The sequence below is a fragment of the Streptomyces sp. NPDC047453 genome, assembly GCF_040643155.1.
Classification (GTDB): Bacteria; Actinomycetota; Actinomycetes; order Streptomycetales; family Streptomycetaceae; genus Streptomyces.
Genome location: NZ_JBEYTS010000030.1, coordinates 48,004 through 74,562 on the forward strand (window position 1 = coordinate 48,004; position 26,559 = coordinate 74,562).

A 26,559-nucleotide genomic window follows, 5' to 3' on the forward strand; every position below is an offset into this window, starting at 1 on the left:
GGGCGACTCCGCCGCCCTACGGTGCGCTCGGCGCAACGCCGTAGCGCTGAGCGGCCAGAAGCTATCCGCTGGCCGAGCAAAGGTGTCAAGGGTTCCAGGCGCACTTTTCCGCGCGAACCGGCGCGCAGTTGAACTAGTTGTTTAAATCGTCCTGTTGACTTCCCAGTGTGTATTGCCCCATCCTCGTCTCATGTCGTCGACTTCTGATCAGCACGCAGACCCCTTCACGCCTCCGCAGCCGGAGCAGGCGCGGGCGCAGCGCGTCTACGCGTCCCTGTTCCGTATCGCCGAGCGGCACGCGGCCACCGACGAGCAACGCCGGCGACAGGTCCATCCCTCGGTCATCGCGCCGCACGAGGCCGTCAGACTTGTGTCGTTCCTGCTCAGCGGGGCGGCACAGCCGGATGACGGCGAGCCGGAGGTGGATCGCGCCGACATCACGGCCGCGTTGAGTCTGGTCCCGCTGGTTCGCGGGGAAATGGACGAACTGGAGACCGGACTGCTCCAGATGGCACGAGGCCGCGGCATGACCTGGCAGGAGATCGCCTTCGGCCTCGGGCTGGGCACCCCGCAGGCGGCCAGGCAGCGGTATGAGCGACTGGCCGCCCGTGCCGCAGCCGACGCGGAGGACCCGGAGTAGAGGAGCCGGCCTCGGGGCTGCCCGGCCCGTTTCCTCGGGTCTGCCGACTCCGCGTCGGGCGGCAGTGGTTCAGCGCACGACGAGCGTGGCCTATTCGGCGGGTTCGGACTGGGCCTCGGTCTTGGAGGCTGCCTTGGGCTCCGGCGGGTTGGGAGCGGTGTAGAAGACGGACGTGCCCTGCTTGCTGCGCTGCGCCTGGCTCCTGGCCACAAGGTTTTCGAGAGTGGTGCGTACGACGGTGGTTTTGATGTCGCGGTCGGCGTGTGCCCGGCCGAGTGCCGTGGCGATTTCCGCCGCGGAGCGCGGCTCGCTCTGCTCGGTCAGGTGGCGGCGGACGAGTTCGGCCAGCGTGGGTTGTGCCTTCTTCGCGGCAGCTTCGTTCTTGGGCGCGGGGCTTTTGGCGGATTGCTTCTTGACCGTGGGCTGTTTCGCGGGCGCCGTCTTCGCCTTCTTGCGAGGCTCGGCAGTGGTCTTCTTCCGGGGAGAGGGCACGGAGGCGCTGCCGGTGGTCGCGGGCTCGGGGGCCGTTGCCGCGATACCGAGTGCCTGCTGCATGCTCACCAGCAGGGTGTGGTCGTGCTGAAGGGCGGCCAACTGGGACTGCAACGCCGTGATTTCCGCCGTGATGCGTTCCTGCTCCTTGACGTTGCGCTCAAGGTCGCTGGTTACCTGGTTGATGTACTGCGACGTCAACTCGGTGGACGGAGCCGTAGTTTCGGGCATCCTTCTCTCCTCGCTTCGTGCCGGGCGAAACCTGCGTGCCAGATGCAGAGAGTCAGGCGGCAGGTACTCCGGCTGTGGGGGTCTGGCCCAGTGATGATAGGCCGGGTATATCAGTCGCTGACTGACGACTTCGGCAAGTATGGCGTTCAACCCCCGCCGCGCGAGCGGATTCACGCTCAAGTGGAGGCGATTACCCCCACTCCGTCAGTAGTCGGCGAGAAGATCGACCGGCGACACGGACAACTTCAGATCCTCGGAGGAGGCCAAGAGCCCGTCATTCTCCACTTGGAGGGTGACGGGAAAGTCCTTCTGCTCGGTTCGGCGGAGGAGTTCCTCATGGGCGCCCTCGCTGATTTCCTCACGGAGTCCTTCCCGCGCTCATCCACCTGGTGGACCTCGACCAGCGCGTGACAGCCACAGACCGGCCGGAGACGGCAGCCGGACTTCCAAGAGGGCCTCCGAGCGACATCAACACAGGCCGGGTGGCCGGGTCACGCTGCCGTGACCCGGCCACCCGGCCCGAACGTTCCGGGACTGCGCCGCTCCCCCGCGGTGGCGCCCCTTTCCGTGCTCAAGCGGCCGCCGGCCGCTCCGCGAGCAGATACCGCGTCCAGGGCCGCACGTCGGCGAACCTGGGCTCGGTGAACCCGACGGCACGGAGCACGTCCGCGTACTGCCGCACGTCGGCGGCGGACATGGGATCCTCCTTGACTTCCCCGTGCGCGACACCGCGGACCATCATCCCGGCGATGGCGCGGGTCACCCGGGGAGCCACCGGGCCGCTCGGGAAGGCGTCCGCGATCAGCAGCCGCCCGCCGGGCCGCAGCACGCGGTACATCTGCGCCAGCGCGGTCTTCCGGTGCCCCTCGGGGATGTGGTGCATCGCGAACGTCGAGGTGACCACGTCGAACTCACCGTCGGGCAGGTCCAGGTACTGCGCGGCCGCGAGGACGAAGCGGCAGTTGGCGGACCGGCCCGCGTGCCGGGTCGCGTACTCGACCATCGGTGCCGAGGGGTCGACGCCGACCACCCGGCCCCCGGGCCCCACCGCCTCCGCGAGCCGCCCGGCGAAGACCCCCGGGCCGCAGCCGACGTCGAGCACCCGGTCGCCGGGGCGGACGCCGCTCGCTGCCACCAGCGTGTTGTTCAGGGCCCCCCGACGGCCGCCGAAGATCACCGTGACGAGCAGGTTGTACCGGCGCGCCCACGGGATGAGGAGGCCCGGCTGCTCCGGCTCCCGCACCCCGCTGCCGGCGGTGTCAACTCCGTGACTCTTCATGACCTGTTCTCCTTCCGATGCCCTTGCCGAACCGGCCGACCGCGGTGTCGGCCGAGACGTCCTTCGATGATGGGCTGGACCGGGGCCGCCGTCGTCGCCCTGGCGGCGGGACTGCCCGCTGCCGTACCGGGACCACCTGGCCCGACGGCTACTCCGCCGGAAGTACGCAGGAAATGGCCCTACGAGGTGACGTATTGCCCCGCGCACCGGCGCTACCGTGCGGGGATGAGCATGCGGCTGAGCTTGCGCGGCTACGCGCGGGACGCGGTGACGGCGGGTGCCGTCGCCGTGATCTCGCTGGTCAGCTCAGTGGTGGCGGTCCCCGACCGCACCGGTCTCGACGCGCTCGGATACCTGCTGGTGCTGGTGGGGGGCCTCGCGCTCACCGCCAGGCACCGCTTCCCGGTCGCGGTCGTGGCCACCACGCTCGTCTGCCTGTTCGCCTACCATCTGCGCGGCTACCCGGGTGACGGGGCCGCCGCGCCGGTTCTCGTGGCGATCTACACCGCCGTCCTCGCGGGCCACCGGCTGGTGACGGTCGTCCTGGGCGCGGGCGCGTTCGCCGCGGGCACGGTGACGCTGACCCTCACGTCCTCCGGCGACCAGTCCGCCCGGCAGATCGTCGAGGGACGGTTCCTGCTCGTCGGCTGGGTGGTGGCCGCGGTCATGGCGGCGGAGATGCGGCGCCAGTGGAACAGCAACCTCAGCCAGGCCGAGCAGCGCGCCGCGGATGCCGAGCGGCGGGCGGCCGACGCGGAGCGGCTCCGCGAGGAGACCGCACGCCGCCGCGCGGGGGAGGAACGGCTGCGGATCGCCCGCGAGTTGCACGACTCGCTCACCCACAGCATCTCCGTGATCAAGGTGCAGGCCGGAGTGGCCGTCCATCTGGCGCGCAAGCGCGGCGAGAGCGTGCCGGAGGCTCTGCTGGCCATCCAGGAGGCCGCGGGCGACGCGACCCGCGAACTCCGGGCGACCCTCGACGTGCTCCGCGCACCCGGCGAGGCCGTCCCCGGCCGGGCAGGTCCACCGGTCACCGGACTCGGCCTCCTGCCCGTGCTGGTGGAACGGACCAGTTCCACGGGCCTGCCCGCCACCGTCACCGTCGAGGGGGAACCGAAGGAGCTGCCACCCGAACTCGACCGGGCCGTCTACCGGGTCGTCCAGGAGGCGCTGACGAACACCGCCCGGCACGCCGGGGCCGCCTCCGCCTGGATCCGTCTCGACTTCCGGCCGGACGGGCTGGCCGTACACATCGACGACGACGGCAGGGCGACCCCCGCGGTACAGCCGGAACCGGGTACCGGCCTGACCGGTATGCGCGAGCGGGTCACGGGACTCGGCGGCCGGCTGCACGCCGGACCCCGGCCGGAGGGCGGGTTCACCGTCCGCGCCGAGTTCCCGCTGAACGGCACCGACCCCGGCGGCACACCATGATCCGGGTCCTGCTCGTCGACGACCAGCCGCTCATCCGCGGCGGCTTCCGCGCGCTCCTCGACGCGGAGGACGACATCGAGGTGGTCGCCGAGGCCGCCGACGGCGCGGCCGGTGCCGCGCTCGCCGCCGAGCACGTCCCCGACGTGGCCCTCGTCGACATCTCGATGCCGGTGGTGGACGGGATCGAGGCCACCCGCCGGATCGCCGCGAACCCGGCCCTGTCCGCCGTGCACGTGGTGATCCTGACGAACTACGGCGTCGACGAGTACGTCTACGGCGCGCTGCGCGCGGGCGCGAGCGGATTCCTCGTCAAGGACATCGAACCCGCCGACCTGCTCCAGGCGGTCCGGGTCGCCGCCCGGGGCGAGGCTCTGCTGTCCCCGGCCATCACCCGCAAGCTCATCGCCGAGTACACGTCCCGGCCCCTGTACCCGGGCTCGGGCACTCACCCCCGACTGGAGGCGCTGACCCGGCGGGAGCGCGAGGTCCTCGCCCTGGTCGGCCGAGGCCTCGGCAACGACGAGATCGCCGCCCACATGGTGATCAGCTCGTCCACGGTCAAGACCCACGTCAGCCGCACCATGACCAAGCTCGCCGCCCGCGACCGCGCCCAACTCGTCGTCGCCGCCTACGAGTCCGGCCTTGTCTCCCCTCGCGGCACAGACTCTTAGCCGGAACGGCACCTCACCGTCGGCGCCCGTGTGACGGATCCCGCACCGCGCCCCTTGCGGAAAGGGTGGCCCACACCCTCACCAGGGCCGATCGTGGACGACATGAATGATCACCGCATGGCATCCGGTGAGGTCCGCCGTTTCTGGGGCCGGCTCGGTCTTCCCGGGCTGGTCGACGTCCACACGCACTTCATGCCCGAGCGTGTCCTGCACAAGGTCTGGGACTACTTCGACGCGCAGGGACCGCTGACCGGTGGGCTCGAGTGGCCGATCATCTACCGGAAGGAGGAGGCGGAGCGCACGGCCGTCCTGCGGGAGTTCGGCGTCCGGGCCTTCACCGCGATGCTCTACCCGCACAAGCCCGGCATGGCCCGGTGGCTGAACGGATGGGCGGCCGACTTCGCCCGTCGCACCCCCGACTGCCTGCAGACCGCCACCCTCTACCCCGAGCCGGACGTAGAGGCATACGTCCGTGAGGCCGTCGACGCGGGCGCGCGCGTGTTCAAGGCGCATGTTCAGGTGGGGGCCTACGACCCGGCCGACGAACTTCTCCAGCGGGCATGGGGGTTGCTCGCCGAGGCGCGGATCCCCGTGGTGATCCACTGCGGCTCCGGGCCCGCGCCCGGCAAGCACACCGGCCCCGAACCGATCGCGCGGGTGCTGGCGCGGCACCCGAAACTGCGCCTGATCGTCGCACACATGGGGATGCCCGAGTACGAGGACTTCCTCGGCCTCGCCGAGCGGCACGAGCAGGTGCGGCTGGACACGACGATGGCGTTCACGGACTTCACCGAGGGATTCATGCCGTTCCCGAGCCGGGCCCTGCCCCGGCTCGCGGCACTCGGCGACCGCATCCTGCTCGGCTCCGACTTCCCCAACATCCCCTATCCCTACGTACATCAGCTCGACGCCCTGGAGCGGCTGGGGTTCGGACCGGAGTGGCTGCGGGCCGTGTGCCACGACAACGCGGCGGGACTGTTCGGGCTGTAACACGCAACCGCGTCGCGCAGCGCCGTCCGCCAGGGCCGTCCGCCAGGGCCGAACAGCCTGATATCGGGGCCGACCGGGCCCCTGCGCGTCCCGGCCGCCTTGACGATGATCAAGGGCATGGGGAGAAGGGAAAGCCACGAGTGATCGCTGTTGTAGGGCACGCCGATCTCAGCGCGTCGACGCTGGCTGTGCTGGAGGAGGAACTGCGTTCCCGTCTGGCCGCCTTCGCCCAGGCGGGAACGTCCGGGCTGGTGCGCGCCGGGAAGGGACTGCCGGTGGCGTTCGGGCGGGCCGCTCGGAAGGCGGGACTGGCCCTGGTGACAGTCCTGCCGTCCTGCAACGGGGTACCCGCGCATGTCGCCGAGCCGGACCGGAAGGCGGCCGGGGAACTCCTGCTGCTGTCCCAGCAGGTGCGGCTGGTGGAGTACGACCCCGGTGACCGCTCCTCGTGTGTGACGGCCGACGAGGGTTTGCTGCGCTCGTGCGCGCGGGTGCTGGCGGTCTGGGACGGCTCCCCTTCCTCGGGGCGGGACGCGACGGCGCACCTGGTGGCCTATGCCCGCAGCCACGGTGTCGACGTCGAGGTGCTCTGGCCGCAGGGGGCGGAGCACGAGACCGCCCGCAGGGCGTAGCCCCGACCGCGACGCGCTACCGGCCGCCTCCCCGGGGCCGCCGCCGTCCGATGACCGTCACTGCGACGACGGCTTCCTCTCCGGCTGGTCCGCCCGCAGATCGGCGAGCAGTTCCGCCTGCCCCGCCAGCACACCCGACAGGATCGAGCGGGCCACTCGCATCAGCTCCGCCACCTCCAGGTTCGCCAGCGAGTAGTACACGTTCGACCCCTCCTTGCGGGTCCGCACCAGGTTCGCCCGCCGTAGCACCGCCAACTGCTGGGACAGGTGCGCCGGTTCGATCCCCACCTCGGGCAGCATCTCCGCGACCGCGTGCTCGCGCTCGCTCAGCAACTCCAGGACGCGGATACGGGCCGGGTGTCCGAGCGTCTTGAAGAACTCGGCCTTCAGTTGGTACAGGGGCGTACTCACCCTGCCGTCCCCTCCCCGGCACGGTACGACCGGAACGGCCGGCCCACTAGGCATCGCATCCACCTACTCGTCAAGAACATGCGCCCTATCCTCGCGTGTCCGGCCGCGTCACTGTCCAGCCGGTGCCGTCGGCTCGGCCGGCAGGACTCCGGCCAGGTGCAGGTGATCGCGGGCGGCGTGGATCGCCTCGGGCGTGTTGGCGTAGTCGCGGCCCTCGTGCTGAAGCAGCTCCAAAGCGCCGACGGAGTCGAGTACCTGCCGCTGCTCGGGACGGATCCCGGAGGCCAGGACGACGATGCCGCGCCGGTTCAGCTTCTCCACCGCGTCCTTCAGGACGAGGGCGCCGGTGGCGTCCATCGTGGACACCCGCGACATCCTCAGGACGACGACCTTCACGTCCGCCACCTCGGTCAGCTCCAGCAGGAAGCGGTGCGCGGCGGCGAAGAACAGCGGACCGTCGATGCGGTAGGCGACGATGTGCTCGGCGAGCAGCTGGTGCTCCTCGTCGGTGTGGTCACCCCGGTCGAGGGACACCTGGTCGAAGCGGGCCTGCTTCGCCACGGCCCGCAGGGCGAGGGCCCCGGCGGTCAACAGGCCGATGATCACCGCGTACACCAGGTCCAGGGCCAGCGTCGCGGCCGCTGTCAGGACGAGGATCACGGCGTCGGACCGGGTGGCCCGGGCCATCGCCTTCAGCGAGCCGACCTCGACCATGCGGATCGCGGTGGCGAGCAGCACGCCGGCCAGCGCCGCCAGCGGGATCTTCGACACCAGGGGAGCCGCCGCGAAGACGATCACCGCGAGGACGGCGGCGTGGGTGAGGGCGGCCAGCCGGGAGTGGGCACCGGTGCGGACGTTGACGGCGGTGCGTGCGATGGCTCCGGTGGCCGGGACGCCGCCGAACAGCGGGGCGGCGATGTTGGCCAGCCCCTGGCCGAGCAGCTCCCGGTCCGGGTCGTGACGCTGCCCCACCGTCATCGCGTCGGCGGCGGCCGCGGACATCAGCGACTCCAGCGCGGCCAGCGCGGCCACCGCCACGGCCGGGGCGAGCAGTGAGCCGAGCGAGCCGGGATCGAGGAAGGAGAGGGAAGGCGCGGGCAGTCCCGCGGGCAGGTCGCCGATCGGCTTCGCGTCCAGTCCGGCGACCTGGGCCACCACCGTGGCGGCGATCACGGCGACGATGGAGAACGGCACGGTGGGCCGCCACCGCGCACCGGCCAGCATGAGCACGACCACACAGACCGCGAGCTCTACGGCGGTCCAGTCCGGCGCCTTCACGAACTCCTCGACCGCGTGCCAGGTGATGACGAGGACCTTGTCGCCCTCGGGTTTGGGCACGCCCAGCGCGTTCGGCACCTGCTGCAACCCGATCACTCCGGCGATGCCGAGCGTGAAGCCCTCGATCACGGGTGCCGGCACGTACTGCATATAGCGCCCGGCCCTGAACGCGGCGAGGACGACGAGCATCACGCCGGCCATCAGGCCCACCGTGAGAACGGCGGTCGGACCGTATTGACCGACGATCGGCACCAGGACCACGGTCATCGCCCCGGTCGGCCCCGACACCTGGAGATTCGACCCGCCGAACACGGCGGCCAGCGCGCCGGCGACCACCGCGGTCGCCAGACCGGCCTCGGCGCCGAGCCCGGACGACACCCCGAAGCCGAGGGCGAGCGGCAGCGCCACGATCGCCACCGTCGGCCCGGCGAGCAGGTCACGGCGCGGATCACGCCGCATCTGGGACAGATCGGAGCGGGAGGGCAACAAGGAGGTGATCCGTTGGTACAGCGGAACCGGCACGACCCCTCAGCTTCCCCTCGCACAGCCCCAGCGGGGCGAGCCACACAGAAGCTGTGCCCCGGCTACCTGGGGGCACAGCGAACACAGCATCTAAGCAATTGCGAAATTTAGCAATTCTGAAATCCCATTTGTGCTGTTTGTGTGGATAAAGGGTCGTCGCGGGTCGATGGGACATGTCAGCTCACGCTCCGAGAGCCAAGCCAAGCCAAGCCAAGCCAAGCCAAGCCAAGCCAAGCCAAGCCAAGCCGAGCCGAGCAGGCGGGAGACCGCCCCGTAGGCTTCTCCCGCCCACTTGGTTCCGGTGAGGGAGGGGGAGCGACCATGAACGCCGGCATACAGCGCGGCGCGATCGCCGCCGTACAGGTGCTCGGTCTCGCCGTCTGGTTCTCCATGTCGGCGGTGGTTCCCACACTCCGCGGCGAGTGGGGGCTCGACTCCGCCGATGCCGTATGGCTGACCGCGTCGGTCCAACTCGGGTTCGTCACTGGCGCGCTCACGTCCGCCGTACTCACCCTCGCCGACCGCCTTCCACCCCAGCGCCTTCTTGCTGGCGGCGCCGCCGCGGCCGCCGTGTGCACAGTGTTGCTGGCCCTGTCGGTCGACCGGTTCGCCGCAGCCGTTCCGCTCCGCTTCGTGACCGGTGTGTGCCTGGCCGGTGTCTATCCGGTCGGCATGAAACTCATGGCTTCCTGGGCGCACGGCGCCGCACGCGGCAAGTCCATGGGTGTTCTCATCGCCGCCCTGACGCTCGGATCGACCCTTCCGCACCTCATCGCCGGCATCGGGTCACTGCCCTGGCGGGGCGTTCTCCTGGTCGCGTCGGCCGCCGGGCTCCTGGCCTCCTGCATCGCGCTGGCCTTCATCCGAGTCGGCCCACATGCCGCCCCGGCCGCGCCCGCCCGCAACCCCCGCTACGCCCTCACCATGTTCACCCAGCGCGGCCCCCGCTCGGCCAACCTCGGCTACTTCGGGCACATGTGGGAGCTCTACGCCCTGTGGACCTGGATCCCGGCCTTTCTCGCCGCCACGGACAGCGCCGGCCACCTCCCCGGATCGGTCGAGGTCACTGTGTTCCTCACCATGGGGATCGGCGGTGTCGTCGGCTGTCTGCTCGGCGGCTGGGGCGCCGACCGCTTCGGCCGCCCTCCCGCCGCCATCGCGGCCCTGGTCACCAGCGGTCTGTGCTGTCTGCTCTCACCGCTGCTCGTCCACTCCCCGCCGGCCCTCGTGGTCGCGTTCTGCGTCCTCTGGGGCGCTGCCGTGATCGCCGACTCCGGAGTGTTCTCCACCGCCCTCAGCGAGGTCGCCGACTCCCGCTACATCGGAACGGCCCTCACGGCCCAGACCGCGATCGGGTTCGCCCTCACCGTCGTCAGCATCCAGCTGACCCCGCTCCTCGCCGACGCCGTCGGCTGGCGCTACGCGTTCCTCCTCCTGGGTCCCGGCCCCCTGGCCGGCGCCCTCGCCATGCGCGCCCTGAGAACCGGAACCGGCTCCACCGAGCGTGCGGGACGAGGGCGTACCGCCCTTCGGCTCTGATCACCGCGCCCCAGGCACCCGAGCACTGCCCGGGCTCACTCGTCCAGGTTCAACGTCCGCACCGGGCGGCGGAATCCGCCCGTGCGGAGGGTGAGGATCCCCACGCCCACCAGCGCCCAGACGACGCCCACGACCTTGGCCGGGGTGTCCAGGCTGACCCACAGGGCCACGTTCACCAGGAACCCTAGGGCGGGCAGCACCAGTTGCAGCACGGCGGCGACGGCGCCACGGGCCTCCGCCCGTCCGGCGCGCCGGTCGCGCACCCAGAACCCGATCACCGCCAGATTCACCGCGGCGAAGGCGACGTAGGCGCCGAAGTTGATCAGCGACGCGGCGCTGCCGAGGTCCAGGAAGACGGCGGAGGCGGCGATGAGACCCACGACGAGCACGTTGAGGGCGGGGACGCCGGTACGGGGATCGACCCGTCCGAAGACCGCACGCGGCAGCATGCCGTCACGGCCCATGGCGAAGAGCAGTCGTGCCGCGCTCATCTGCTGGGTCAGACCGCATCCGAGCACCGCGGTGAGGTAGCCGCCCACGAACACCGCCTGGAACGCGGCACCGCCGATGTACTTGGCGATCTCCGGCGAGGCGCCCACGATGTTGCCCACGGCCGAGACGTCCGGGAACAGCGTCTGCATGGCGTAGGTGATGGCCAGGAAGAACACCCCGGCCGCGGCCACGATGAGCAGGATGGCCCGCGGGATGTCCCTGCGCGGGCGCTCGGCCTCCTCGGAGAGGGTGGAGACGGCGTCGAAGCCCAGGAACGACAGGGCCAGCAGCGAGGCGCCGCTGAGCAGGGCGGGCAGCGGCACCGAGGCCGGGTCCCAGCCGGTGGTCCCGAAGGACTCGCCATGGGTGGAGATGGCACGCACGGCGAACACCAGGAACGCGATGGCCACGCCGGCCTGGATGACCACGAGTGCCACGTTCACCTTGGCGGCCAGCTTCACGCCCACCAGGTTCAGTGCCGTGCAGACCACCACGGTGGAGAGCACCCACACCCACGCCGGGACGCCGGGCAGCACGGCGCCCATGTAGATCGCCGCCAGCAGGGCATTGAGCATGGGCAGCAGCACGTAGTCCAGCGTGGCGGACCAGCCCACCAGGAAGCCCACGGGCGCCCCGAGCGACTTGCCGGCGTAGGTGTACACGGATCCGGCGGAGGTGATGCGGCGGGCCATCCGCGCGTAGCTGAGCGCGGTGAGCCCCACCGCGACGAGGACGGCCAGGTAGGCCAGCGGCACATGGCCGTCGGTCGCTTCGGAGACCAGACCGAAGGTGTCGAACACCGCCAGCGGCGCCATGAAGGCCAGGCCGAGGAAGACGATGTGGCGCAGCTTCAGGCTGCGGCGCAACTGTGCACCGCCCTGGGCCGTCCGGCCCCGGTCGCCGTCGGTGACGGTCGCGGTGCCCTGCTCGATGCCCGAGTGCTTTGCCGCGGTCTGTGTGGCGGTGCCCTCGGCGGCGCCTGAGGGGAGGTTGCTGTCAGACATGGGCGTGACCGCCTTCGGCGTGGGTGGAGCAGGAGGTGAGCGCACCGTAGTGGCCGGCGGTGGCGCGTGCCGTGGCGGCCTCGTGGACCACCTCGCCGCCCACCCAGGTGACCTCGGCCCGCTGCTGGAGCAGCGCCGCCGGGTCCGGTTCGAGCGAGTAGAGGTCCTCGGACCAGGCGACGAGGTCCGCCTTGGCGCCCTCGCGGATGACGCCGTACTCGTCCTCCCGGTGCCAGGCCCAGGCGCCCTCGGCCGTGTAGCCGCGCAACGTGTCGTCGAGCCCCAGGCGCTCCGCCGGGGTCCAGGCGTCCTTGCCGTCGAGGCCGGCCCGGGTGAGGGCCGAGTAGAACCCGATCAGGGGGTCCATCTCTCCCACCTGCCAGTCGCTGGAGAGGGCCACATGGGCACCGGAGGTCATGAGTGACCGCATGCGCCAGGCGCGATCCCAGCGGGCCTCGCCGATGTTCTCCATCCAGGTGCCGGCCACGAGGTCCGGGGAGCAGTGGCGCGGCTGCATGGCGGCGGTGACGCCGAGCTGGGCGAAGCGCGGCAGGTCCTCCGGGGCGAGGCACTCGACGTGCACGATCCCGTGGCGGCGGTCGCGTGTGCCGTTGGTGCGCGCGGCCTGCTCGATCGCGTCCAGGGCCAGTCGGATGCCGCCGTCGCCCGTCGCGTGGGTGTGGGTCTGGAAGCCGAGGCGGTCCAGTTCGGTGACGACCTGGGTGAGTTCGCCGAGCGGTGCGGAGGGGTGGCCGCGGTGCCCGGGCCGGTTGGCGTAGTCGTCGAGCATCCAGGCGTTGTGGGGCTCGATCACGTCGTCGGCGTAGAGCTTGACCGGGCCGAACGTCAGGCGGTCACCGCTCGGGGCGGCGTCGGCCGCAGCGCGCAGTTGCTGGCGGAACGCGCCGTCGGATCCCATGGGGTGGAAGAGGGCCGCGATGACGCGGGAGCTGAGGCGTCCCTCGTCCCGGGCACGCTGGAACAGGTCGATCTCGGCGAGCGGGACCTGCGGTTCCACCACGGTGGTGATGCCGGCGGCGGTGGCCATCTCGAGGCTGCCCAGCAGCTTGCGGTAGCGCCGCTGCGGCGAGTACATGGGGATGTCGCGCTGGAGGCCGGCCAGGCCCGCCGTCGTCATGGCGCTCGTGTAGAAGTCGGTGACCCACCCGGTGGCGCGGCCGTCGGCGTCGCGCTCCGGGCGGCCCCAGGGGATGTCGCCGCCGTCGTCCAGGCGCAGCGCGCGGATGGCGGCGTCGTTGAGCCACACCGAGTGCTGGTCGTAGGTGGTGACGAAGACGGGGCGGGAGGTGATGCCGGCCAGGTCGCGGGCGTGGGGGCGGCGGCCGTGGACCACCGAGTACACGGCGTTCTCGGCACAGATCCAGGTCAAGTCCGCTCGTGCGTCGGCGAGTTCGGCGATGCGGCGGCGGACCTCATCGAGGGACTCGGCGCCTTCGAGGCTGACGGCGTCGGGGTCGAAGCCGAGCAGGAGGTGGTTGTGGCTGTCGATGATGCCCGGAGTGAGGAGGCCTCCGTCCAGGCGGCGGTGCTCGCGGGCCGCCGGGGCCTCCGCCTCGTCGCCCACGAAGGCGATGCGCCCGCCGGTGATGCCGACGGCGCCGGCCCACGGGTGGGCGTCGTCGAACGTGCGCACACGGGCGCCGGTGATCAGGGTGTCCAGCATGGTCGTCCTTGGTTCTGAGCCGCGCCACGAACGCGCGGCGAACGTGCGCCGAGACGGCGCCCGCATTTTTTGTCATCGGCGTCAAAGAATGGTTCGAGTCTCATGAGCGTCTCGGCTACTGTCAAGGGATGGCCCGCCGAAAAAATCAGGACGAACGCCGCGCCCACCTCATCCAGGCGGTCATCGACACGACCGCCGAGACCGGGCTGCGCTCTCTCTCCCTCGCGGACGTGGCACGCAAGGCGGGGCTGACCCGAGGGGCCGTCCTGTACTACTACGACGACCTCGACGCGCTGTTGAGCGAGGCCTATCGCGCGGGCATGGAACGCTTCTGCGACCGGCGGGACACGCTGCAGGACACGATCGAGAACCCGTCGCGACTCCTGGGGGAGACGATCCGCGCCGGGCTTCCGACGGGACCGGACGACGCGCTGATGCGCCTGCTGTACGAGTTCGACGTGCTGGCCGAGAGCTCCCCCCTGCACACCAAGCTGGTCGAGTCGATGTACGAGCGGCAACTGGCCACGTACCGGACCGTGCTGGAACGTGGCGCCGGCGCCGGGGCCTTCAATCTCATCCTGGACACGCCGACGGCGGCCCTGAACCTGGTGGCGCTGGAGGACGCCTACGGACTGCACATCGTGGCCGGCAACGGCCAGATCAGCGTGCAGCGGGCCGTCGAGGCGATGTTCGACGCCGCGCGGGCGTTCGGCGCACCGGCTGCGTGACCGCCCCAATTGCTGTTAGGCGCCGACTCGTTGGTGGGCCTTGACCGTCATCCGGAAGCCGGTGCGGGGCGGGTGAGGTCCTCCATGCCGGGGGCTCCGATGATCGCGGTCAGGGTGCGCTGTAGAGCGTTCGCCAGATGGCCTGCCTGTTCGCGGGTGTACCAGGCGCGAGGCTGGACGAGGTCCAGGCAGAGAGCCTTGTCGTGGCGGCTGACGAAGAGGGTGGGGACGGGGCCGGGCGGGATGGTGAGGACGTGCAGGCGCGTGGCGGTCAGGCCGGGCGGCAGCACGGGCGGAGTGCTGTAGTGGGCGACATTGCTGACGGCGAGGGTGACGGCCGCGGAGGCCAGTCGGCTCAGCATGTGCGCGGTGGCCAGGTACTCCAGTTCGGCGTGGCCGGCGTCCAGGGCCGTTTGCAACTGGCGGCCGATCTCTGCGGCGGTGGTGCCCAGATCGGTCTCGGGGCCGACGGCGACAGTGGCGGAGGCGGTGGAAGCGGCGAAGGCGAACTCGTCCGCCGGCAGGGCAGGACGCAGTCGTGACCGCAGGTCGACGGGGATGAGGCAGGTCAGTTGTTCATGGCCGTCCACGGGGGAGAGGAGGCCGCGGACAGCGGTCATGGCGATGGCGCAGAGCAGAGTGTTGGCGCTCGCGCCGCGTAGGCGCGCGTCCCGGGCCAGTGCTTCCGTCTGCTGAGCGGACAGGGCGAACCGGTGGCGGTGGGCGCCGTCGGCCGGCCCTGGTCCGCCGTCGCGGGCGGCCTGCGGAACGAGGGAGGCCGGGTGCGACGCGTCCAGCCGTGTCGACCACTGCGCGGCGTAGGCGGTGACGTCGGCGGGACTGTGCCGGGCGAGCAGGTGCTCTTCAACGGGCCCGGGCAGCCCGGCGGTTTCGGCAGTCGACGCCCTGTCGGCTCCCGCGGCCAGATCCCGGTAGATCCGCCACAACCGCTGGTGCAGCGCCAGCATGCAGGCGCCGTCGCTGACGGCATGCCAGGCCATCAGAGTCGTGCTCGCGCGGGCCGTCGCGGTGAAGCAGGACGCGCAGCACCTGGTCGCCCGGCTTGAGGAAGTGGGCATCGTGCGGGGCCCATCCGTCGGACGCGAAGCTCAGGCCGACAGGCTCATCAGCGGCGTCGCATCGCAGGACAGGACCGCGGGGTCCCTCGACGATGCGAGCCGACAGGACCGGCATCCGGCGCGACAGTAGCTGGACGGCCTCGTGCAACAACCCGGTGTCCAGATCCCCGTGGAGTGTCCAGCCGACGACGGTGGGATTGCCGGTCGCGGCCATCGCCGCCTCACTGGGCGCCAGTACACGCTGCAGACTCAACTCCGTCCTCCCGTGGGCTCGTTGACGCATCGGACCGGCCTCGATCAGGCCCGTGGAAGCACAGTCGACCACGGGCCCCGCGCGAGCAGCAGGGGTCACGACCCGCGCACAGGTGCGCACCGCAGTGGGGGCCGCCCGGGTCTGTGCGGGCATGACATGCCGCTTTCGGAGTAATGGGCGGTATGGGTGGTTTGGTCGTGTCAGGCTGTGACTTCTTGACCGCGGTCGTGTCGGGAGGCCGGGTGTACCGGGACGACATCGGCTACCTGGACCTGGACAGGAAGGGCGCCGAGCTGGTGTTCAAGACCTCAACCAGGCGCTCATGATGGCCGGGCGCGAGGACGAGCCGCGGTGGCCCGGGATCCCTGATGTGGGGCAGCGCCTGAACGAGGAACTGGACCAGATCAGCGAGCGGCTCCAGGCGCTGGCCGCTGCCAAGGACCGGCTTCAGGGCCTGCTGGACGCGGTGCTGGCGATCAGCCGGGAGCTGGATCTGTCGTCCGTGCTCTACCGCATCGTCACCACCGCGATGGACCTGGTCGGCGCCCGCTACGGTGCCCTGGGGGTGCTGCACGAGTCCGGCGAGTACCTGGAAGCCTTCATCACCGCCGGACTGTCCGAGGAGGAGCGCGCCGCTCTGGCCGGGGTGGAGTTCCCCCACGGCCGCGGGGTGCTCGGGCTGCTGATCCACCACCCCGAACCGCTGCGCGTCACCGACATCGCGTCCCACGCGGCCTCCGTCGGGTTCCCGCCCGGCCACCCCCACATGCGCACCCTGCTCGGAGTGGCCATCAGCGTCCGCGGCGAGATCTACGGCGACCTCTACCTCTCCGAACGCCACGACGGACGTCCCTTCGACCGGGCGGACGAGGAAGTCCTCGTCGCCCTCGCCAGTGCCGCGGGCATCGCGATCGAGAACGCCCGCCTGTTCGGCCAGATCCGCGACAGCGCCGAGACCTTCCAGCGCATGCTCCTGCCCACCCTCCCGGACCTGCGGCCCTTCACCGCCGCCGCGATCTACCAGCCCGCCGCCGAGCCCAACCGTCTGGGCGGAGACTGGTACGACGCGGTCATCCTGCCCGACGGCGCCCTCGGTGTCGTGATCGGAGACGTCGTCGGCCACGACCTCCACGCGGCCGGCGCCATGGCGCAGACCCGCAGCATGCTCCGCGCCCTGCTCTACGACCGCCGCACCCCGGCCAGCGGCATCCTCCGCCAGCTCGACATCACCCTGCACGCCACCACCGAGAACCCCGTCACCACCGCTCTGCTGGCCCGTATCGAACCCGATGGGCACGGTGGCTGGACGCTGCACTGGAGCACCGCCGGCCACATGCCCCCACTGCTGATCACCCCCGACCGGCGGGCCGAATACCTGAACGCCGACCCCGGCGTCCCACTCGGCGTCAGCACCGACCAGGTCCGCCCCGACCACACCCGGGCTCTGCCCGCGGGGGCCATGGTGATCTTCTTCACCGACGGACTCGTCGAACACCCCCAGCACTCCATCGACGAGGGGCTGGACGCCCTGGCCGCACTCGCCACCACGTACGCGGACCAGCCGTTGCAGGACTTCGTGCGTACCCTCGCCGGCCACCACCCCAGCGACGGTCACGACGACATGGCCATCCTCGTCCTGCGCACCCCACCGCCCGCATGACCTGGCCGCACCGGCGCCCGCCAAGGGGGTGCGTCAGCGGGGCGAGGGCCGGCGGGTTCCCGGCGCGCTGCCGGTCGACTCCCTGATCTCCAGCCGGGTCGGCAGCACCAACGGCCGCCTCGCCACCGCGTCCGGCCCGTCCATGGCCTTGCGCAACTCCCGCGCGCCGAGGCTGCCCAGCTCGAACGAGGGGAGTTTCACTGTGGTCAGGGACGGTTGCACGATCCGGGACATCGGCTGGTCGTCGGCGCCGGCCACGGACACCTCCTCCGGAACCCCGACCCCGAGGTCACGCAGCGCCGCCAGCGCGCCGAACGCCTGTAGATCGGAGCCGCACACCAGCGCGGTCACTCCGGAGTCGCGCCAGGAGGGCCAGTTGCCCGCCACGCTGTCGTAGGCCGCCGTCACGTCGATGGGGGAGCGCGCCACCACGACGCCCACCTGCTCCGACGCCTTCCGGGCCTCGTCGGTGAACGCCCTGCGGCGTGCCTCCAGGGTCCGGGTCCGGGTGTCGATGTCGAGGTAGGCGAACCTCCGGTGGCCGAGGCCCGTCAGATGGCGGGCGAGTTCCCTGGCGCTGCCGCCGACGTCCAGGTTGACGCGCGGCAGGTCCTTCTGCCGCCCCGGGGAGTCGAGGATCACCACCGGGCACGAAGGGTTCAGGGACGTCACCAGGTCGCTTTCGACCGTGGAGATGATCAGGCCGTCCACGCCCAGGTCGAGCAGCCGCCGGACGCTCTCCTGGCTGACCGTCTGACCCAGGGCGGTGACCACGGTGAGGACCTGGTACTCGGGGCTCAGTTCGCTCAGCAGACCCATCTGCACACTGCTGAAGAACGGGGTCGCGACATCGGGCGCGACGTAACCGACGATGCCGGTCCGGCCGGTGGCGAGGCTGCGGCCCCGGCGGTCGATGCGGTATCCGAGCCGCTGAGCGGCCGCGTGGACCCTGTCCCGGGTGGCCTGGTTCGCCCTCCCGGAGTCCTTCCCGTTCAGGACCAGCGACACGATGGAGACTGACACCCCCGCCTCGGCGGCGACATCGGCGCCCGTAACCCGGCGGCGTGCCACGAGTGCCACTCCCTTCCCGCCGGAGGCCGGCGACCAGCCCCTGCGAGCGCCGCGGCCCGGTCCGACCGGGCTCGCCAGCGTCGATGATACGTTCCGCGGCTCCGGCGCCGGGGCCCGGTGAGCAGTGCACGCCTGGCGGCGGCCGGACCGTCCGCCGCCAGGCGCGCGCACACGAGAACCGAGGTCAGTCCACGATCCTCAGGGCCCGCTCCGGGCAGGCCTCGACGGAGTTCCGGGCCTCCTCCAGCAGTTCGGCCGGGATCTCGTCGACCAGGGCGACGGCGATGCCGTCCTCCCGGAGGTCGTAGATCTTCGGCCAGCCGAAGTAGCACAGACCGTGCCCCTTGCAGAGGGCTTCGTCGACGTGCAGGCGTGGCATGGGTTTTCCTCCTACTGACTGCTGACGTGCTGACGTGCTGTTGGGCTGTCGGCTGAGCGGTCAGCGCACGGCCACGCGGACCGACTCCATGCCCCAGATGACGAAGGCGGAGTTGCGGCGCGGCTCCTCGACGAGCCCGAGGTCCGGGCACAGGTCCCGGATCGAGGTGAAGGTCTCCTCCAGCTCGATGCGGGCCAGCGGCGCGCCCAGGCAGGCGTGCACACCGCCGCCGAAGTTGACGTGGCGGGACGCGTTCACCCGGCCGACGTCCAGCACCTCCGGGTCGGTGAACAGGCGCGGGTCGCGGTTGGCCGCGCCGTACAGCATCGCGATCTTCGAGCCGAAGGGGATCCTCTGGCCGGCGATCTCGACGTCGTCGGCCAGCACCCAGCGCTCGAACAGCTGCAATGGGGGATCCCAGCGGATGACCTCCTCCACCGCCTGCCGCGGGGCCACCTCCTGGGAGGTCACCCGCGCCCACTGGCCGGGATGGCGCAGCAGGGCGGTCATGCCGTTGCCGGTGGTGTTGACCGTGGCCTCGTGACCGGCGTTCAGCAGGACGATCACCGTGGACACGATCTCGTCGTCGGTGAGCTTCCTGCCCTCCTCCGTCTCGGCCTGGACCAGGGCGCTCACCAGGTCGTCGGAGGGCTGCCGGCGGCGCAGCGCGATGAGTTCGCGGACGCAGGCGATGAAGGCCGCGGCCGAGTCGTTGGCCTGCTTCGCCTGCTCCTCGGTGGTGTCGAGCTCGTACATCTTCACCATCGCGTGTGCCCAGTCCAGGAACAGCGGGGCGTGCTCCTGGTCGGCTCCGAGCAGTTCGCAGACGATCGACACCGAGTACGGCATCGCGTAGTCGTGCAGCAGGTCGAACTCGCCCTGCTCGACGAGGTCCGAGAGCAGCTTCCGGGAGCGGGCGCGGACTGCTTCGCGCATCTGCGTCACCCGGCGCGGGGTGAAGGCGGAGGACACCAGCGAGCGGATCCGCGTGTGGTCCGGCTGCTCGAGGTCCAGCAGGCTCCACCGCTCGGCCTGCCAGAAGTCGGCCCACCGGGCGTCGCGCGGCGCGACTCCCATCTCCTCAGGGGTGTACTTGTGGCTGAAGTTCCGGGTGAGGCGGGCGTCCCGCTGGCACGCGAACACGTCCTCGTGGCGCGTCACGAGCCAGAGTCCCAGCGACTCCGCCCTGACGACGGAGGTGTTCTCCCGCAGGTGGTTCAGAACCGGGTAGGGGTCCTTCAGGAACTCGGGGTCGGTCGGATCGAAAATCTGCGCGTCCTGCTGCGAACTGCCCATGGTTCTTCCTTTCAACGTCAACGCTCACCGGTGCGCCGGTGCACCGAACGCGGCTCCTCGGACGGCCTGCCGGCAGTCCGCTCAGCCGTTGGGCGGCCCCAGCCGCTCGCACTCCTCCGAGATCCTTCTGCGCGAGAGCATCGCGTCCCTCGGGCGGTTGATCGTCGTCGCACCGGTCAGCCGGTCGCCGAACCGGTGCGTGACGAACAGGGCGCCGTCGCCGTCGTGTTCGACCTCGCTGCGCCCGCCCGCGAGGATGCGGCCGACGTGCTGGATCTTCATGTCCAGCTGGTCGGACCAGAAGTACGGCACATGCACGAACGGGGTCCGGGCCGCGCCCTCGCCGCGCAGCTCGCCCAGCAGGTTCGCGGCCGCCGCCGCACCCTGCTCGCGGGCGGTGCTCCAGTGCTCGACACGCATCCGGGCGCCGAAGGCGGGGTTGTGCCAGCGCGCCGCGTCACCGGCGGCGTAGACCAGGTCCGCCGAGGTCCGGCAGTAGGCGTCGGCCTCGATGCCGTCGCCCAGTTCCAGGCCCGATCCGGCCAGCCAGCCGGTGGCCGGGCGCACCCCCACACCGGCGACGACGATGTCCGCCTCGATCGCCCGGCCGTCGTCCAGGACGACGGTGGAGAACCGCCCGTCGCCCCTGACCTCCGTCACCGAACGCGATGTCAGCAGGGTGACGCCGCTGTCACGGTGGGCGGCGCACACCCGCTCGGCGGCGACCTCGCCGATCGCCGGGGCGAGCGGGAGCGGAAGCAGCTCGACGACGGTGACGTCGAGCCCCAGCCGGACGGCGGTCGCGGCCACCTCCAGGCCGATGAAGCCGGCGCCGACGAGCACGATCGACCGGGCGGTCCGCAGCGATCCGCGCAGCACGAGCGCGTCCTCGAGGGTGCGCAGCCGGCGCACCCGGGCCTGCTCGTCGGGGAACGGCAGGGGCCTGGACTCCGTCCCCGGGGCCAGGACGAATCCGGACGCCCGCAGCTCCGATCCGTCGCTCAGCCGCAGCACCTGCTGTTCGGGGTCCAGCCCGGTCACCGACGCGCCCAGCGTGAGGGTGATCCCCAGCCGGGACCAGTGCGCGGTCGACTGGAACTGAAGCGCCGGGAGGTCGAGCACGCCCTGGAGGACCTGCTTGGACAACGGCGGTCGGTCGTAGGGGAGTTGCGCCTCCGCCTCGATCAGCCGGATCTCCCCGTCATAGCCCTTGGTCCGCAGCGCCTGCGCGGCCGCGGTGCCGGCGACGGAACCGCCCACGACGCATATGCCCGGCCGATCACCCACGTGTTGCTCCAACTCGCCGGCCGACAAGCGCTCGACCGGCGTCCCGTGACCCGCCCGGCAGCACTGAACAGACTTCTGACAAATGAGTGGGGCAAGGGCCGGAGAAGGCTCCCCGACTCATGCCCCCACGGGGAAGCTACGTCCCGGCGGCACGTTTAGTCAATCGTTTGACTTGGCGCCGCGACGCGGGACAGGGTCTACGGGATGCTCACCGTCGCAGGTGATCGGCCCGGGGCTCGGCGGAGCCATGATCGCGGCGATCGGCGCTCCGGCCGCGCTGTGGGTCTCGACCGCCTGGTACGGGCTCTCGCTCCTGATGCTTCTGCCCCTGCGCGGGTACGGGAAGGTCGTCCACGACCAGGCGCAGTCGGTGCGGGCGATGGTCGTCGGCGGACTGCGGATCATCTCGCGCAGTCGGCTCGCGGTGGCGGTGCTCGTCGTCACCCTGGCGGCGAACACCCTGTTGTGGCCGGTCTATCAAGCCTTCATGCCGGTCTTCGCCGAGGAGTCTCTCGGGCTCGACGCCGCGGGACTCGGGGCTCTGCTGACGTGCAGCGGCATCGGGGGACTGGCCGGTTCACTCGTCATCGCCGGTATGGGCGACTTCCCTTACAAGGGTGGCGTGTTCGTCTTCGGCACCACGGTCTGGGCCGCTCTGTGGGCGGTGTTCGCCCTGTCCCGCACGGTGTCGTTGTCGTTCGTGGTCATGTGCTTCATCGGCCTCACCAGCGCGGCCTTCGGGGTGCTGCAGACCACCCTGTTGCCGCTGACGACCGATCCGGCCGTCCACGGCCGGGCACTGGGACTCCAGGAACTCTGCATCGGCGTCATGCCTGTGGCCACCCTTGTCCTCGGCGCGACGGCGGAGCGGGCAGGGGTGGCCAGGACGGTCTTCTGCGCGGCTCTCCTCCTTGTCTGCGGGCTCGGGGTTCTGGCGCTGCGCGTGCCGGCGCTGCTGACGTTCAGTGGCCGTCGTACTCCATGACGAGCGCGGCGCACAGAGGCCGGGAAGCCGGAAACGCCGCCTCAGCTCTCCTGGCCGACGGGTTCGGCGTCGGTGCCGGGCTTCCACCGCGCGAAGATCGTGCTGCCGCCCCAGTCGCAGACCAGACCGAGCAGGACACCTACTGCCAGGGAGGCCAGCAGCACCACCCAGTCGTTGTCCTTGATGGCGAAGAGCGAGTAGCAGCCCACGAAGGTGCCCGGGACGAACGACGTCCACTTGAACCGTCCGAGCAGCACGATGCACATGACGAAGAAGCCCACGGACACCGCGTAAGCGGAGTTGGCGCTGCCCAGCAGGTCCGCGCCCTGGAGCATCAGCCAGGCGCACCCCACGCCCGCGAACGAGGACGACACGGTGAGCGCCGCCCCTGGAATCAGGCGTATACCGCAGGCGAAGTACGCCGTGCAGCCGGCGAAGCCCGCCCATGCCGAAAGGTCCATCAGGCCCGCGAATCCGCCCCAGAGACCGCAGAGCAGGCCGGTGAACGCCGCCGTGGCAAGCCGGTAGAAGTTCAAACCATTCTCCCCTGAGATGGTGTGAAGGAAGGCGGCGGACCGCCCCGGTGGCCGTCGGGCGGTCCGGGGCGGTCCGCCGCGGGGTCAGGCGAGCTTCTCGGCGAGGGCGAGAGCCGCCTTCTCGAAGACCTCGGCGGGCGGGTAGGTGATCCCGGCGCCGATCATGCCGATGCCCGGCTCCTTGTGCGCGATGGCGGTGTTGATGACGGGCAGGATGCCGGTGTCGAGCACCTTGCGGACGTCGATCCCGGTCGGCAGGCCCTGGAAGCCGAGCGAGGGGATCGTGATGTTCGGGTTCTGCGCGGTGGTGATCTCGCCCATGTCCCGCGTGTAGGCGACGGCCTCCTCGACGGTGCCGCCCACGAGCGCCACGATCGCGGGCGCCGCGGCCATGGCGAAGCCGCCGAAGCCGTACGTCTCACTGATGGCGCTGTCACCGATGTCGAGCCCGGCGTCCTCGGGCTTGTAGCCGGCGAACATGGGGCCGATGACCTTCTGCGCCGGGCCGGTCAGCCAGTGGTTGCCCGGCAGTCCGCTGACCCGGATGCCGAACTCGACACCGTTGCGGGCCATCGTCGTCACGATCGTCGAGCCCTCGATGCCGTGCGCGGCGTCCAGTGCCGCCTTGGCCATGGCCAGCCAGGTCGGCCCGGAGAAGTAGTCCGAGCTGGCGATGAAGTCGAAGACCTCCTTCTTCTGCTCGGTCGTGAAACCCGTCTGCAGCAGCGAGGGGGCGAGCGCCTGCAGGAGCAGCAGGGTGCCCGCGATGTTGCGGTTGTGAGCCTCGTCGCCCATGTGCAGCGCCTGGGCCAGCAGCAGGCGCAGGTCGATCGGTCCGCCGATCTCCATGGCCTCCTTCAGCATGGGACCCAGGACGTCCCGCATCCAGACCAGCCGGTCGATGACGCTCTGGTCGTTGGCGCCCATGCGAAGGATCTTCGCCATCTGCTCGGACAGGTTGGTATAGGCGTAGTTGCCGTGCGTCTCGTTGTGCAGGATGTGCATGTACATCGACGCCGAGGTGACCCCTGCCATGGAACCCACGCAGTCGTGCTCGTGGCACGGCGAGAAGGTGATGGCGCCGGAGGCGGCGACCTGCTCGGCCTCGGCGAGGTCGGCGGCGAGGCCCTCGAAGACGATCGCGCCGAGCACGGCGCCCTTCATCGGGCCGGACATCCGCTCCCAGGTGATGGGCGGGCCGGCGTGGATGATCGTGGTCGGGGTCATGCCGGGCACGACGTCGATGGCCCGGCCGAAGCCGATCAGCATGGGCTTGGCGCTGGTGATCCGCTCGATCGCCTCGGCGTTGGCCGCCTCGATCCGCGCGGCGACGTCCGGCCGGGCCAGGAGGTCGAGCGCGGCGATCACCTCGGGGTTGCCGCCGCCCGGGGGCGTCCAGTCGAGGGTGGTGACCTTCGCGCCCTGGGCGGAGATGTCGTCATCGAACATCGCCAGGCCGACGTTGACGACGTTCAGTTCGCCGTCGAAGAGTTGGGTGGTGGGGCTGGTCATGCGCGGTTTCCCTCCCGGACGACGGCGCGGGCGTACTGCCCGGTTTCGGTGCTGCTGCGGGTGACGGTGACCCCCGCGGACTCGAGTGCGGCGACCTGCTCGGCCAGCGACGGCTTGTCGAGGTCGGTGCCGAGGACGTAGCCGACGATCTCCAGATGACGGCCGGCCTCGGCGGCGATGCTCTTCGCCTCCGTGATCGCCGGCAGCGTGACCCCGACCGGGTCCTCGTGCGCGCCGAACCCGAGGACGAAGTCCATGACGATGACGCCGACCGACGGGTCCTGCGCCTCCCGCACCAGGCGCTCCAGCCGCAGGGACGGGTCGATCATCGGGTGCGGACGGCCGTTGGTGAACTCGTCGTCACCGAAGTCGAGGAAGGTGTGGCCCCGGCTGGCGTCCGCGGCGTGCAGGACGTGGGCGGGGTCCTTCTGGATGTTGCTCCAGACCTCCTCGCCGGCGTCGAGCAGCGCGTACATCGACTCGTCGCACAGGGTGCCGCCGCAGAACAGACCGCGGACGTGGCGCTGCTCGGCGTTCAGTTTGGCGCGCACGGCCTCGACGCGATCGGCGTCGAGACCGGGAACGGCCGACTCCGGTGCGCTGGTCAGACGCACGGTCTGGAGGGCGGCGTCCTGGCTGCTCGCGGCGAAGTGTCCGCCGGCCTCGGTGACGGCCTGCTCGGATCCGCCGATGAAGTACACGACGACGGGCTTGCCCGCTGTGGCGATCTCGGCGAGGACCTTCCGCTCGACCTCCGGGGCCGGCGGCTTGGAGACGAGCAGGATCGCCTCCGTCCGCGGGTCGGCGGCCAGGGCGCGGATGCCGTCGATCATCATGACGCCCCCGACCTCGGCGCTCAGATCGCGTCCGCCGGTGCCGATGAGCTGCGAGATTCCGCCGCCCAGGGCGTGAATGCGCACGCTGACTTCCTGCGAGCCGGTGCCGGAGGCCGCGACGATGCCGATCGAGCCGGGACGCACCGCGTTGGCGAAGCAGAGACCGACGTTGTTGATGATCGCGGTTCCGCAGTCCGGACCCATCAACAGCAGGCCCTTGTCATGGGCCAGCGTCTTCAGCGCGATCTCGTCGCCGAGTGCGACATTGTCGCTGAACATCAGGACGTGCAGGTCGTTCTCCAGCGCCTTGCGTGCCTCGCGGGCGGCGTAGGCGCCGTTGACGGCGATGACCGCGAGGTTCGCCGTCGGGTCCGCCTGGGCCGCCGAGGCGATGGTGCGGTGGACGACCTTCGCCTCGCCGCCGACCGGCGCCTTGCGCACCAGGAGCTCCTCGACCCCGGCGATGACGGTGTCGGCGTCGACACCGTCGGCCGTCACGACGACGATCATGAGGTCGCCGTTGCCCGCCCCCTCGACCTCCGGCGTGAGGAGGTCGAGGTTCTTCAGCACTCCCTTGTTCATCTCGGTGGCCATCGCGACGAAGGCCTGATCGACGCCGTCGAACTGGTTCGCCTTCGTCGAGATCGACATCAGGGACACCGAGTCGAAATAGGTGTTCTTCTTGACCACTGCTGTGACGTTCACATGGAACCTCTCAGTTCTGCTTCCAGGCGGAGTCCGGTCAGCAGGCCGGACAGGAGGTCGGTCCCGGAGGTGTGGCCGATGCCGAGCACACGGCAGACCGGGACTCGAAGGTGCTCGGCCGGCCGCGCGGCGTCCCGTCCGTCCGGGACGAGAAGACGGTGCAGAAGGTCGAGCAGGCTCTGGCGGGCCCGCCCCCGGAGGGCCTCGCGCAGTGTGATGCGGCTCAGCGGCGTCGTACGGTCCGGGTGACGGTCCAGCACACCGTGGACGGCCTCGACGTACGCGGACAGGTGGCTGCCCGGCTGGGCCGCCAGCAGAGCCATACCGGTCAGGAAGTCGTCACCGGCCGGGGTGAGCCCCGGCCCGAGGCCGAGCAGTTGCGTGATCGCCGACGCCATGCCCGCGATGTCTCCGGCCCGCACGGCTCGCTCCAGCGCGTTGCGTCCCCGGCGCAGCCGGGCGCCGATCTCGGCGTCGAAGACGTTCACCGGTCCTCGGGGGGTGCGCATGCCCCCGGCCACTCCGTGCTCGTACAGCAGTTCCGCCAGCACCCTCGCCCGGGCGAGCAGCTCCTGCGTACCGAGTCCCAGCTCGATCAATTCGGCATACCATGCATCCGGCTCGTTGAGCGTCACTGAGTATTTCGCCGGCTCCCCGAGACTGATCGCATGGGCTGCCAGCGTGACGGGGTCGCCCACGGTGAGGCGCCAGGCCGACCACTCCGTGAGGTCGACGCGGATGCTCCAGGGTGCGTCGTCGAGAACGCGCGCGCACAGCGCGATGAGTTCATTGTCGCAGGTCAGAAGGTTTACGGTGCGACCGAAGATGGAGTCCACGCGTGCTGCGAGAGGGTCGGGGCGCAGGCGTGCGGCCAGCTCGGCGTCGATGGAGAGCGCCGGAGCCGAGGTCGGCAGAGTGGGCGATGTCATGACC

General features: G+C 70.9%; 24 protein-coding genes. 9 read left to right on the forward strand and 15 right to left on the reverse strand.

What is annotated here, in order from left to right:
• Positions 1–190: 190 nt before the first annotated feature.
• The gene (locus ABZ818_RS24640) at positions 191–640 is read left to right on the forward strand and encodes a DNA-binding protein (protein WP_361418466.1); all 450 of its coding nucleotides are present in this window, start codon (positions 191–193) and stop codon (positions 638–640) included.
• Between the two features lie 90 nt (positions 641–730).
• On the opposite strand, the gene ABZ818_RS24645 is transcribed toward ABZ818_RS24640, so the two are convergent.
• Together ABZ818_RS24645 and ABZ818_RS24650 are read right to left on the reverse strand one after the other, a co-directional pair.
• Complete coding sequence (locus ABZ818_RS24645) at positions 731–1,363, reverse strand: hypothetical protein (RefSeq protein WP_361418469.1); 633 nt, start codon at positions 1,361–1,363, stop codon at positions 731–733.
• Between the two features lie 571 nt (positions 1,364–1,934).
• On the reverse strand, positions 1,935–2,642 hold the full coding sequence (locus ABZ818_RS24650; RefSeq protein ID WP_361418472.1) for a methyltransferase domain-containing protein: 708 nt from the start codon (positions 2,640–2,642) through the stop codon (positions 1,935–1,937).
• A 225-nt stretch (positions 2,643–2,867) separates the two neighbouring features.
• Between ABZ818_RS24650 and ABZ818_RS24655 the strand changes: the two genes are divergently transcribed.
• The 4 genes from ABZ818_RS24655 to ABZ818_RS24670 all read left to right on the forward strand — a co-directional run bounded on the left by ABZ818_RS24655 (position 2,868) and on the right by ABZ818_RS24670 (position 6,369).
• The gene (locus tag ABZ818_RS24655) at positions 2,868–4,076 is read left to right on the forward strand and encodes a sensor histidine kinase (protein ID WP_361418475.1); all 1,209 of its coding nucleotides are present in this window, start codon (positions 2,868–2,870) and stop codon (positions 4,074–4,076) included.
• Positions 4,073–4,747 (forward strand): response regulator transcription factor, encoded by a 675-nt coding sequence (locus ABZ818_RS24660; RefSeq protein WP_361418478.1) that lies wholly within the window; start codon positions 4,073–4,075, stop codon positions 4,745–4,747. Before ABZ818_RS24655 ends, ABZ818_RS24660 begins: the two co-directional genes overlap by 4 nt.
• Before the next feature lie 117 nt (positions 4,748–4,864).
• Positions 4,865–5,737 carry an amidohydrolase family protein gene (locus ABZ818_RS24665; protein WP_361418481.1) on the forward strand — a complete coding sequence of 291 codons (873 nt, stop codon included), beginning with the start codon at positions 4,865–4,867 and terminating at the stop codon, positions 5,735–5,737.
• Between the two features lie 140 nt (positions 5,738–5,877).
• Positions 5,878–6,369 (forward strand): hypothetical protein, encoded by a 492-nt coding sequence (locus ABZ818_RS24670; protein ID WP_361418484.1) that lies wholly within the window; start codon positions 5,878–5,880, stop codon positions 6,367–6,369.
• 57 nt (positions 6,370–6,426) lie between these two features.
• Here the strand turns inward: ABZ818_RS24670 and ABZ818_RS24675 are convergent, their stop codons facing one another.
• Complete coding sequence (locus tag ABZ818_RS24675; protein ID WP_361418486.1) at positions 6,427–6,780, reverse strand: metalloregulator ArsR/SmtB family transcription factor; 354 nt, start codon at positions 6,778–6,780, stop codon at positions 6,427–6,429.
• A gap of 108 nt (positions 6,781–6,888) precedes the next feature.
• A complete protein-coding gene (locus ABZ818_RS24680) occupies positions 6,889–8,517 on the reverse strand; it encodes a SulP family inorganic anion transporter (protein WP_361418581.1) in 1,629 nt (542 codons plus the stop codon).
• Between the two features lie 384 nt (positions 8,518–8,901).
• On the opposite strand from ABZ818_RS24680, the gene ABZ818_RS24685 reads away from it, so the two are divergent.
• Positions 8,902–10,119, forward strand: a complete 1,218-nt coding sequence (locus tag ABZ818_RS24685; RefSeq protein ID WP_361418489.1) for an MFS transporter — start codon at positions 8,902–8,904, stop codon at positions 10,117–10,119.
• A gap of 35 nt (positions 10,120–10,154) precedes the next feature.
• On the opposite strand, the gene ABZ818_RS24690 is transcribed toward ABZ818_RS24685, so the two are convergent.
• Complete coding sequence (locus ABZ818_RS24690; protein ID WP_361418492.1) at positions 10,155–11,615, reverse strand: APC family permease; 1,461 nt, start codon at positions 11,613–11,615, stop codon at positions 10,155–10,157.
• Positions 11,608–13,299: an amidohydrolase gene (locus ABZ818_RS24695; RefSeq protein WP_361418495.1), complete on the reverse strand. Its 1,692-nt coding sequence runs from the start codon at positions 13,297–13,299 to the stop codon at positions 11,608–11,610. Before ABZ818_RS24695 ends, ABZ818_RS24690 begins: the two co-directional genes overlap by 8 nt.
• A 128-nt stretch (positions 13,300–13,427) precedes the next feature.
• On the opposite strand from ABZ818_RS24695, the gene ABZ818_RS24700 reads away from it, so the two are divergent.
• Positions 13,428–14,027, forward strand: a complete 600-nt coding sequence (locus ABZ818_RS24700) for a TetR family transcriptional regulator (protein WP_361418498.1) — start codon at positions 13,428–13,430, stop codon at positions 14,025–14,027.
• Positions 14,028–14,074: 47 nt separating this feature from the next.
• Here ABZ818_RS24700 and ABZ818_RS24705 read toward each other — a convergent pair whose 3' ends face one another.
• Positions 14,075–15,028, reverse strand: coding sequence for a hypothetical protein (locus tag ABZ818_RS24705; protein ID WP_361418501.1), 954 nt, complete (start codon positions 15,026–15,028; stop codon positions 14,075–14,077).
• 653 nt (positions 15,029–15,681) lie between these two features.
• On the opposite strand from ABZ818_RS24705, the gene ABZ818_RS24710 reads away from it, so the two are divergent.
• Entirely contained in the window at positions 15,682–17,019 is a 1,338-nt protein-coding gene (locus ABZ818_RS24710) for a GAF domain-containing SpoIIE family protein phosphatase (RefSeq protein ID WP_361418504.1), read from the forward strand.
• A 33-nt stretch (positions 17,020–17,052) separates the two neighbouring features.
• Here ABZ818_RS24710 and ABZ818_RS24715 read toward each other — a convergent pair whose 3' ends face one another.
• The 4 genes from ABZ818_RS24715 to ABZ818_RS24730 form a co-directional block, all read right to left on the reverse strand.
• Positions 17,053–18,090 carry a LacI family DNA-binding transcriptional regulator gene (locus ABZ818_RS24715; RefSeq protein ID WP_361418507.1) on the reverse strand — a complete coding sequence of 346 codons (1,038 nt, stop codon included), beginning with the start codon at positions 18,088–18,090 and terminating at the stop codon, positions 17,053–17,055.
• A 184-nt stretch (positions 18,091–18,274) separates the two neighbouring features.
• The gene (locus ABZ818_RS24720; protein WP_361418510.1) at positions 18,275–18,469 is read right to left on the reverse strand and encodes a ferredoxin; all 195 of its coding nucleotides are present in this window, start codon (positions 18,467–18,469) and stop codon (positions 18,275–18,277) included.
• A 60-nt stretch (positions 18,470–18,529) separates the two neighbouring features.
• Positions 18,530–19,765 (reverse strand): cytochrome P450, encoded by a 1,236-nt coding sequence (locus ABZ818_RS24725; RefSeq protein WP_361418513.1) that lies wholly within the window; start codon positions 19,763–19,765, stop codon positions 18,530–18,532.
• Positions 19,766–19,846: 81 nt separating this feature from the next.
• Positions 19,847–21,052 carry an FAD-dependent oxidoreductase gene (locus ABZ818_RS24730; RefSeq protein ID WP_361418516.1) on the reverse strand — a complete coding sequence of 402 codons (1,206 nt, stop codon included), beginning with the start codon at positions 21,050–21,052 and terminating at the stop codon, positions 19,847–19,849.
• A gap of 82 nt (positions 21,053–21,134) precedes the next feature.
• Here ABZ818_RS24730 and ABZ818_RS24735 point away from each other — a divergent pair, with 82 nt between their 5' ends.
• Complete coding sequence (locus ABZ818_RS24735) at positions 21,135–22,037, forward strand: MFS transporter (protein ID WP_361418519.1); 903 nt, start codon at positions 21,135–21,137, stop codon at positions 22,035–22,037.
• Positions 22,038–22,078: 41 nt separating this feature from the next.
• On the opposite strand, the gene ABZ818_RS24740 is transcribed toward ABZ818_RS24735, so the two are convergent.
• The 4 genes from ABZ818_RS24740 to ABZ818_RS24755 all read right to left on the reverse strand — a co-directional run bounded on the left by ABZ818_RS24740 (position 22,079) and on the right by ABZ818_RS24755 (position 26,555).
• The gene (locus tag ABZ818_RS24740; protein WP_361418522.1) at positions 22,079–22,573 is read right to left on the reverse strand and encodes a DUF1097 domain-containing protein; all 495 of its coding nucleotides are present in this window, start codon (positions 22,571–22,573) and stop codon (positions 22,079–22,081) included.
• An 84-nt stretch (positions 22,574–22,657) separates the two neighbouring features.
• Complete coding sequence (locus ABZ818_RS24745; protein ID WP_361418525.1) at positions 22,658–24,085, reverse strand: DUF1116 domain-containing protein; 1,428 nt, start codon at positions 24,083–24,085, stop codon at positions 22,658–22,660.
• Positions 24,082–25,626 (reverse strand): acyl-CoA synthetase FdrA, encoded by a 1,545-nt coding sequence (gene fdrA / locus ABZ818_RS24750; protein WP_361418528.1) that lies wholly within the window; start codon positions 25,624–25,626, stop codon positions 24,082–24,084. Before fdrA ends, ABZ818_RS24745 begins: the two co-directional genes overlap by 4 nt.
• Positions 25,623–26,555, reverse strand: coding sequence for a DUF2877 domain-containing protein (locus ABZ818_RS24755; protein ID WP_361418531.1), 933 nt, complete (start codon positions 26,553–26,555; stop codon positions 25,623–25,625). Before ABZ818_RS24755 ends, fdrA begins: the two co-directional genes overlap by 4 nt.
• Positions 26,556–26,559: the final 4 nt, after the last annotated feature.

Bases quoted from the DNA above. Each gene is read 5' to 3' on its own strand.
- ABZ818_RS24755 (WP_361418531.1), bottom strand. From the start codon at position 26,555: ATGACATCGCCCACTCTGCCGACCTCGGCTCCGGCGCTCTCCATCGAC.
- ABZ818_RS24720 (WP_361418510.1), bottom strand. From the start codon at position 18,469: ATGCCACGCCTGCACGTCGACGAAGCCCTCTGCAAGGGGCACGGTCTG.
- ABZ818_RS24685 (WP_361418489.1), top strand. From the start codon at position 8,902: ATGAACGCCGGCATACAGCGCGGCGCGATCGCCGCCGTACAGGTGCTC.
- ABZ818_RS24680 (WP_361418581.1), bottom strand. From the start codon at position 8,517: ATGCGGCGTGATCCGCGCCGTGACCTGCTCGCCGGGCCGACGGTGGCG.
- ABZ818_RS24745 (WP_361418525.1), bottom strand. From the start codon at position 24,085: ATGACCAGCCCCACCACCCAACTCTTCGACGGCGAACTGAACGTCGTC.
- ABZ818_RS24640 (WP_361418466.1), top strand. From the start codon at position 191: ATGTCGTCGACTTCTGATCAGCACGCAGACCCCTTCACGCCTCCGCAG.
- ABZ818_RS24735 (WP_361418519.1), top strand. From the start codon at position 21,135: ATGAGTGGGGCAAGGGCCGGAGAAGGCTCCCCGACTCATGCCCCCACG.
- ABZ818_RS24650 (WP_361418472.1), bottom strand. From the start codon at position 2,642: ATGAAGAGTCACGGAGTTGACACCGCCGGCAGCGGGGTGCGGGAGCCG.
- ABZ818_RS24655 (WP_361418475.1), top strand. From the start codon at position 2,868: ATGAGCATGCGGCTGAGCTTGCGCGGCTACGCGCGGGACGCGGTGACG.
- ABZ818_RS24725 (WP_361418513.1), bottom strand. From the start codon at position 19,765: ATGGGCAGTTCGCAGCAGGACGCGCAGATTTTCGATCCGACCGACCCC.
- ABZ818_RS24700 (WP_361418498.1), top strand. From the start codon at position 13,428: ATGGCCCGCCGAAAAAATCAGGACGAACGCCGCGCCCACCTCATCCAG.
- ABZ818_RS24705 (WP_361418501.1), bottom strand. From the start codon at position 15,028: ATGGCCTGGCATGCCGTCAGCGACGGCGCCTGCATGCTGGCGCTGCAC.
- ABZ818_RS24660 (WP_361418478.1), top strand. From the start codon at position 4,073: ATGATCCGGGTCCTGCTCGTCGACGACCAGCCGCTCATCCGCGGCGGC.
- ABZ818_RS24695 (WP_361418495.1), bottom strand. From the start codon at position 13,299: ATGCTGGACACCCTGATCACCGGCGCCCGTGTGCGCACGTTCGACGAC.
- ABZ818_RS24645 (WP_361418469.1), bottom strand. From the start codon at position 1,363: ATGCCCGAAACTACGGCTCCGTCCACCGAGTTGACGTCGCAGTACATC.
- ABZ818_RS24710 (WP_361418504.1), top strand. From the start codon at position 15,682: ATGATGGCCGGGCGCGAGGACGAGCCGCGGTGGCCCGGGATCCCTGAT.
- ABZ818_RS24690 (WP_361418492.1), bottom strand. From the start codon at position 11,615: ATGTCTGACAGCAACCTCCCCTCAGGCGCCGCCGAGGGCACCGCCACA.
- ABZ818_RS24665 (WP_361418481.1), top strand. From the start codon at position 4,865: ATGGCATCCGGTGAGGTCCGCCGTTTCTGGGGCCGGCTCGGTCTTCCC.